This window comes from Streptomyces sp. AB3(2024), from assembly GCF_041862025.1.
Lineage (GTDB): Bacteria > Actinomycetota > Actinomycetes > Streptomycetales > Streptomycetaceae > Streptomyces.
The window spans coordinates 1-7,379 of record NZ_JBGWAB010000223.1; the positions used below are offsets into that span (position 1 = coordinate 1).

Annotated in this window: 6 protein-coding genes; 5 read left to right on the top strand and 1 reads right to left on the bottom strand. The window is 73.6% G+C overall.

The window, feature by feature from the left end; all coding sequences use genetic code 11:
- Positions 1-235: 235 nt before the first annotated feature.
- The gene (locus tag ACEPPI_RS39005; RefSeq protein WP_373919998.1) at positions 236-1,825 is read left to right on the top strand and encodes an alpha/beta hydrolase; all 1,590 of its coding nucleotides are present in this window, start codon (positions 236-238) and stop codon (positions 1,823-1,825) included.
- A gap of 24 nt (positions 1,826-1,849) precedes the next feature.
- A complete protein-coding gene (locus ACEPPI_RS39010; RefSeq protein WP_373919999.1) occupies positions 1,850-2,281 on the top strand; it encodes a RidA family protein in 432 nt (143 codons plus the stop codon).
- Positions 2,282-2,387: 106 nt separating this feature from the next.
- Here ACEPPI_RS39010 and ACEPPI_RS39015 read toward each other — a convergent pair whose 3' ends face one another.
- The gene (locus ACEPPI_RS39015; RefSeq protein WP_373920000.1) at positions 2,388-2,957 is read right to left on the bottom strand and encodes a HEAT repeat domain-containing protein; all 570 of its coding nucleotides are present in this window, start codon (positions 2,955-2,957) and stop codon (positions 2,388-2,390) included.
- Between the two features lie 470 nt (positions 2,958-3,427).
- Here ACEPPI_RS39015 and ACEPPI_RS39020 point away from each other — a divergent pair, with 470 nt between their 5' ends.
- The 3 genes from ACEPPI_RS39020 to ACEPPI_RS39030 all read left to right on the top strand — a co-directional run.
- Positions 3,428-5,242, top strand: coding sequence for a 3-hydroxyacyl-CoA dehydrogenase family protein (locus ACEPPI_RS39020; protein WP_373920001.1), 1,815 nt, complete (start codon positions 3,428-3,430; stop codon positions 5,240-5,242).
- Between the two features lie 178 nt (positions 5,243-5,420).
- Positions 5,421-6,242, top strand: a complete 822-nt coding sequence (locus ACEPPI_RS39025) for a TetR family transcriptional regulator (RefSeq protein ID WP_030235008.1) — start codon at positions 5,421-5,423, stop codon at positions 6,240-6,242.
- Between the two features lie 414 nt (positions 6,243-6,656).
- On the top strand, positions 6,657-7,379 hold a 723-nt coding region (locus tag ACEPPI_RS39030; protein ID WP_373920002.1), incomplete at its 3' end, for an alcohol dehydrogenase catalytic domain-containing protein.

Consider the following 7,379-nt stretch of genomic DNA (forward strand, 5'->3'; position numbering starts at 1 on the left):
GCCGAATTCGGCACCGGCCCGGCGGGACCCCGGGCGGCGCGGACCGCGCCCGTCCCGGAGCGCCCCGGGGACCCGGCCCCCGCGGGGCCGGCCCGGCCCACCCCCCGGCGATCACCCCGATGGCCGCGCGCGCCTGCCGAGGGGTCATCACATCGGGCCAATAGGCTGCCCAATCCCGCCTTCCCGCGATGGTTTCCGGGACGATTCCGCCCAGAACCCTCGGCTGGGAGGCCCCATGCTGCACCCCGTTCCGCATCCGTCGAAGAAGCGCGCCGCCGTACTGCTGTCGCTCTCCGCCATCGCCACCGCCCTCGCGAGCCCGGTGGTCGCGGCTCCGGCACCCGCAGCGGCGCCCGCGCCCGCCCCGGCCGCCGCCACCCTGCGCTGGACCGGCTGCGCGACGCCCCGCTACCCGACGCTCCAGTGCGCCTCCCTGAAGGTCCCGCTCGACCACGACCACCCCGCCGGGCGGCAGATCTCCTTGGCCCTGACCCGGGTCCCGCACACCGCCGCCACCTCCCAGGGCCCCCTGCTGGTCAACCCCGGCGGCCCGGGCGGCAGCGGCCGCGCCCTGGCCGGTTTCGTCGCCTCCGCGCTGCCCAAGGACGTGGCCGGCCAGTACGACGTGATCGGCTTCGACCCCCGGGGCGTGGGCAAGAGCGAGCCCGTCCTGGACTGCGGGGCCGGTCACTTCAAGCCGGTCCGGCCCGACTCCGTACCCCTCGACCCGGCGACCGAGCAGGCCAACCTGGAGCGGGTGCGGTCCTTCGCCGAGTCCTGCCAGACCAAGCACGCGGACGTCCTCCCGTACGTGGGCACCGTCTCGGCCGCCCGCGACCTGGAGGTGCTGCGCACGGCCCTGGGCGCCGAGCGGCTCAGCTACTTCGGCTACTCCTACGGGACCTACCTGGGCGCGGTGTACGCCCGCCTGCACCCGGACCGGGTGCACCGTCTGGTGCTGGACTCCGTGGTCGACCCGGGTGGGGTCTGGTACGAGGACAACCTCGCCCAGGACCAGGCCTTCGACGCCCGCCACAAGTCCTTCCTGGCCTGGGTGGCCCAGTACGACGCCACCTACCACCTGGGCACCGACCCGGCCGCGGTCGAGGAGCGCTGGTACGCGATGCGCACGGCGCTGCGGTCCGCTCCGGCGGGCGGGAAGGTGGGGCCGGCGGAGCTGGAGGACACCTACATGCCGGGCGGCTACTACAACGGCTACTGGCCGGCCCTCGCCGAAGCCTTCGCCTCGTACGCGGTGCGCGAGGACCCCAAGCCGCTCGTGGCGGCGTACGAACGGTTCGGGGCGGTGGAGCCCTCGGCGGGCAACAGCTACAGCGTGTACACGGCGGTGCAGTGCCGGGACTCGGCCTGGCCCCGGGACTGGAACACGTGGCGGGCCGACATGTGGCGCACGCACGCCAAGGCGCCCTTCATGACCTGGAACAACGCCTGGTACAACGCCCCGTGCGCGTTCTGGAAGACGGAGCCGCTCCGGACGCCGGACGTGACGAACCACGACCTGCCCCCGGCGCTGCTGTTCCAGGCGACCGAGGACGCGGCGACCCCCTTCGAGGGCGCCGTGACCATGCACGACAAGCTGGCCGGCTCGGCGCTGGTGGTGGAGGAGGGCGGCGGCAACCACGGCATCGCCCTGAGCGGGAACAAGTGCCTGGACGAGAAGCTCGCCGCGTACCTGAGGACGGGTCAGGCCGCGGACGCCACCTGTCCGGCCCAGCCCGCCCCGAAGCCGGCCGCCGCGACGCGCGCGGTGCCGCCGTCGGCCGGGGGAGCCGCCCTGCACGGACTGCTGGGGTTCCGCGGCTGACCCGTACCCGGCAAGATCGTGTCCATGACCATTTCTGAGAACGACGGCGGCGCGCTCACCCGGATCACGGCGCCCGAGGGGGTCGCCCCCGGCCACGGCTACCAGCACGTCGTCTGGGGGACGGGGCGCTTCGTGGCCGTCTCCGGGCAGTGCGCCCTCGACGAGAAGGGCGAGGTGGTCGGCGAGGGCGACCCGGCGGCCCAGGCCCGGCAGGTGTTCGAGAACCTGCGACGGTGCCTGGCCGCGGCCGGGGCCGGGTTCGAGGACGTGGTGAAGCTGACCTACTTCATGACGGACACGGCCCACTTCCCGGCCGTCCGGGCCGCCCGCGACGCGGTGATCCCCCCGCACCTGCTGCCGGCCTCTTCGGCGGTGGTGGTCTCGGCCCTGTTCCGGCCCGAGCTGCTCATGGAGATCGAGGCATTCGCGATCGTCCCGGAGACCGGCGGCCACTGAAGGGCGGCCGCCGGGAGGCCGGGTGTCGGGCGGTCAGGCGGCCGGGCCGTCGGGCGTCGGGCGTCGGGCGTCGGCCGTCGGGCGTCGGGCGTCGGGCGGGACCCGGTTACGCGTCCGGGTGCCCGGCCAGCAGCCGGCCCAGGGCGTCGGTGGCCGCCGCCGCCAGCCGGGGGTGGGCCTGGGCCCGGACCAGGACGTCGCGGGCGCGCGGGTCGGCCAGCGCCCCGAGCCCCTCGACGCAGGCGAGGGCCACCCGCCAGTACGGGTCGTGCGGCGCGAGCAGCCGCGACAGGGTGGCCATCAGCGCCGGCGCCGACTCGGGGGCCCGCAGCGCGGCCAGCAGCCGGACCGGGTGCAGGGCGTAGGCGGTGCGCAGGGCGTTCGTCGCCAGCGCCGCCGCCGCGCGGGCGGTGCGCGGGTCCCCGAGGACGGCGAGGGCCTGCGCGGCGGCCTCGCAGCGCGCCGGGTCCCGGTGGTTGAGCAGCAGGACCAGCGGTTCGAAGGCGCGCCGGTCGCGGGCCAGGCCGAGCCGGTAGGCCGCCAGTTCGCGCGCCCACAGGGGCCGCCCGGCGGAGGTCAGCGACGCGGCCAGCGCATCGGGACCCGCCACGAGCAGTTCCTCGTACTCCGGCGATCCGTCCGCCTCGGCCCGCAGGCGCTCCAGCACGTCGTTCACACCGCCACCCTAGGGCTCGGCGGGCCTCGCCACGCCCCGTTCGGCGGAGTTCCGCAGGCCCGGCTGATCGATCATCGATGATCGGTACATTTGGGCGGTACAGCTCACATCTCCGCGCTCTGGCGCACCAGTTACCGCCGGGTTACTGTCGTTACCACACGCACGGGACCGGCCTGGTGACGCAGCCGCCCGTGTCAGTCGGTTCACCGCACCACCTTCACGCACGGCAGGACCCCGGGACAGGGTCGTGCCGCCCAGGCCCGCCGCACCCGGTCTTCCCCGGGCGCGAGCACTCCGGGCCCGCCCCGCACGGCACGGCCGTACGGCTCCGCGCGCACCGCGTCGACGCCCCGCGTCCCCGCACCGCGTCCCCGCACGTTCCCACACCCTTCGCCGTACGGCACCCCGCGCGCGCACCGTGCGCCGCGCGCGCTTCCCAGTCGTCACCCTCATTCCACTGGAGTCCCGCGATGGACCTTCCGTCCACGTCCAGTCAGTCCACCCCGTCCAGCAGTCCGCGCACCGTCGCCGTCGTCGGCCTCGGCACGATGGGCACCGGCATCGCCGAGGTCCTCGCCCGGGCCGGCCGCGAGGTCATCGGCATCGACGTCAGCGAGGCCGCCGCCCGCCGGGCCACCGCCTCCCTCGCCGCCGCCACGGCCCGCTCCGTCGCGAAGGAGCGCCTCACCGAGCAGGAGCGCGAGGGGGTCCTGGCCCGCTTCCGCACCTTCACCGACCTCGGCGCCGCGGCCGACGCCGACCTCGTCATCGAGGTGGTCCCGGAGGACTACGACCTCAAGCACCGCCTCTTCGACGAGCTCGACGCGATCGTGCGCCCCGACACGATCCTGGCCACCGGCACCAACGCCCTGTCGGTGACCCGGCTCGCCGCCGAGTCGCTGCGCCCCGAGCGGGTGCTCGGCCTGCACTTCTTCAACCCGGCCCCGGCGATGAAGCTCGTGGAGATCGTCTCCTGCGTGCTGACCGCGCCCCCGGCCGTCGAGGCGGTCACCGAGCTGGCCCGCGAGCTGGGCAAGCAGCCCGTCGCGGTCGGCGACCGGCCCGGTTTCGTCGCCGACGGCCTGCTCTTCGGCTACCTCAACCAGGCCGCTGCCATGTACGAGGCGAAGTACGCCTCCCGCGAGGACATCGACGCGGCGATGCGGCTGGGCTGCGGGCTGCCGATGGGCCCGCTGGCGCTGCTCGACCTGATCGGCGTGGACACCGCGCGCACCGTGCTGGAGGCCATGTACGCCTCCTCCGGCGACCGGCTGCACGCCCCGGCCCCGATCCTCGGCCACCTCGCCGAGGCCGGGCTGACCGGCCAGAAGTCGGGCCGCGGGTTCTACACCTACGAGGCGCCGGGCAGCGCGGTGGTCGTCCGCGACCTGCAGACCCCGCCGGACGGGTCCCTGCTGGGCACGGGCCGTCCGGTCTCCTCGGTGGGCGTGGCCGGCTCGGGGACCATGGCGAGCGGCATCGCCCAGGTCTTCGCGCAGGCCGGCTACGACGTGGTGCTGGCGGCCCGCAGCCAGGAGAAGGCCGAGGCCGCGAAGGCCGCGATCGGGAAGTCCTTGGGCCGTGCGGTGTCCAAGGGCCGCCTGACGGAGGAGGCCGCCGCGCAGACCCTCGGCCGGATCACCCCGGCCGGTTCGCTGGAGGCCTTCGCCGAGGTGGACCTGGCGGTGGAGGCCGTCGCCGAGGACCTGGCCGTCAAGCAGGAGCTCTTCGCGGGCCTGGACAAGGTGTGCAAGCCGGGCGCCGTCCTGGCCACGACCACCTCCTCGCTCCCGGTGATCGCCGTCGCGCGGGCCACGGCGCGTCCCCAGGACGTGATCGGCATGCACTTCTTCAACCCGGCCCCGGCCATGAAGCTGGTCGAGGTGGTCCGGACCGTCCTGACGGCCGACGACGTGCACTCCACCGTCCGCGAGGTCTGCGCGAAGGTGCGCAAGCACCCGGTGGACTGCGGGGACCGGGCGGGCTTCATCGTGAACGCGCTGCTGTTCCCGTACCTGAACAACGCGATCAAGATGGTCGAGCAGCACTACGCCGGCATCGACGACATCGACGCCGCGATGAAGCTGGGCGGCGGGTACCCGATGGGGCCCTTCGAGCTGCTCGACGTCGTCGGCCTGGACGTGTCGCTCGCCATCGAGAAGGTCCTCCACCAGGAGTTCCGCGACCCGGGCCTGGCTCCCTCCCCGCTGCTGGAGCACCTGGTCGCGGCGGGCTGCCTGGGCCGGAAGACAGGCCGCGGATTCCGTGAGTACGCCCGCCGGTAAGGGGACTCCCCCCGATCCGGCGGTCCCCGGACAGGATGCGTGGGGAGGGCTGCTCGGGTCCGCCGGACCCTCACGGCGGACGAACCCTCCCGGGCCCAGTGCGGGCCCTCCCCCGCATCCACCCCTGTCCGACCCCCCACAGGCGCGCTCCCCTGCCCGAATGAAGTACTTTCGCTCTATGTCCCAGCCCGCCAAGACCTCACCCCGCGCCTCCTCGGCCTCCGACGCCCCGGAGAGCGCGGCCGGCACCCGGGCCGCCGCCCAGCGGCTCAAGATGCGCCGTGAGCTCGCCACGGCGGCCATGGAGCTCTTCGCGACGAAGGGGTACGAGGCCACCACGGTCGACGAGATCGCCGCGACCGCCGGGGTGGCCCGCCGGACCTTCTTCCGGCACTTCCGTTCCAAGGAAGAGGCGATCTTCCCGGACCACGACGACACCCTGATCCGCGCCGAGGCGGTCCTGGACGTGGCCCCGGCGCACGAGCACCCGCTCGACACGGTGTGCCGGGGGATCAAGGAAGTCATGAAGATGTACGCCGCCTCTCCGGCGGTGTCGGTGGAGCGCTACCGGCTGACCCGCGAGGTGCCGGCGCTGCGGGAGCGGGAGATCGCCTCGGTGGCCCGGTACGAGCGGCTGTTCACCCGCTACCTGCTGGCCCATTTCGACGAGCAGGACCACCACGACGGCAACGACGATCCGCTGCTGGCCGAGGTGGCCGCCTCGGCGGTGGTCACCGCCCACAACCACGTGCTGCGGCGCTGGCTGCGGGCCGGCGGGCAGGGGGACGTGGAGGCGCAGCTGGACCACGCCTTCTCGATCGTCCGCAAGACCTTCGGCTCCGGGATCGGCGCGGGGCGCACCGCCGTCGCGGACGCCCCGGCCCCGGCTCCGCAGGCGGCCGTCCGCACCGAGGGCGAGGTGCTGGTCGCGGTGGCCCGGACCGACGCTCCGCTCGACGAGGTCATGAGGACCATCGAAGAGGCGCTCAGGAACAGGTAGTCGCTCCCCCAGCTGCCGCTGGGGGTGCTCCCGGTCACAGTGGCCGCTCCCGATTCGGGGGCGGCCACTTTCGTTTGTCCGGCTTGCCCCTACTCGCGGGTAACTCTGATCGATCATCGCTCATCTGCGCAGGTCAATAGGCAAATGAGAGAAAGTTTTGGCACGCGGTGCCTTGCTGAGTGACACGGGGTGCCATACGTTGAATCTCGTCCGGATGTCCCCGCGGCCCACGCCCACTCGGCACGGAACGCGCCCCGGATGCCTGCGTCACCAGGCCCCGCGCACCTCACCACGGGTGCGCCAGCACCACCGCTCCGCCGGACCGACGGCACTCGCAGCACCCACACACGCTCCCACGCACGCAACGCGTACCCCTCAGCGCACCCTCATCAGCGCTCAGCCGGAGGCAACACCGTGAAGGACATCCTGGACGCGATCCAGTCGCAGGCCGCCACGCCCGCCGACTTCGCGGCCCTGCCGCTCCCCGACTCGTACCGCGCGATCACCGTGCACAAGGACGAGGCGGAGATGTTCGCCGGGCTCACCACCCGTGAGAAGGACCCCCGCAAGTCCCTGCACCTCGACCAGGTCCCGGTCCCCGAACTCGGTCCGGGCGAGGCCCTCGTGGCCGTCATGGCCTCCTCGGTCAACTACAACTCCGTGTGGACCTCGATCTTCGAGCCGGTCTCCACCTTCAGCTTCCTGGAGCGCTACGGGCGCCTCTCGGAGCTCACCAAGCGCCACGACCTCCCGTACCACGTCATCGGCTCCGACCTCGCGGGCGTCGTGCTGCGCACCGGTCCCGGCGTCAACGCCTGGAAGCCGGGCGACGAGGTCGTCGCGCACTGCCTCTCGGTCGAGCTGGAGTCCTCGGACGGCCACAACGACACGATGCTCGACCCCGAGCAGCGGATCTGGGGCTTCGAGACCAACTTCGGCGGCCTCGCCGAGATCGCCCTGGTCAAGTCCAACCAGCTGATGCCCAAGCCGGACCACCTCAGCTGGGAGGAGGCCGCTTCCCCGGGCCTGGTCAACTCGACCGCGTACCGCCAGCTGGTCTCCCGCAACGGCGCCGGGATGAAGCAGGGCGACAACGTCCTGATCTGGGGCGCCAGCGGCGGCCTCGGCTCCTACGCC

Bases quoted from the DNA above. Each gene is read 5' to 3' on its own strand.
- ACEPPI_RS39005 (WP_373919998.1), top strand. From the start codon at position 236: ATGCTGCACCCCGTTCCGCATCCGTCGAAGAAGCGCGCCGCCGTACTG.
- ACEPPI_RS39010 (WP_373919999.1), top strand. From the start codon at position 1,850: ATGACCATTTCTGAGAACGACGGCGGCGCGCTCACCCGGATCACGGCG.
- ACEPPI_RS39020 (WP_373920001.1), top strand. From the start codon at position 3,428: ATGGACCTTCCGTCCACGTCCAGTCAGTCCACCCCGTCCAGCAGTCCG.
- ACEPPI_RS39025 (WP_030235008.1), top strand. From the start codon at position 5,421: ATGTCCCAGCCCGCCAAGACCTCACCCCGCGCCTCCTCGGCCTCCGAC.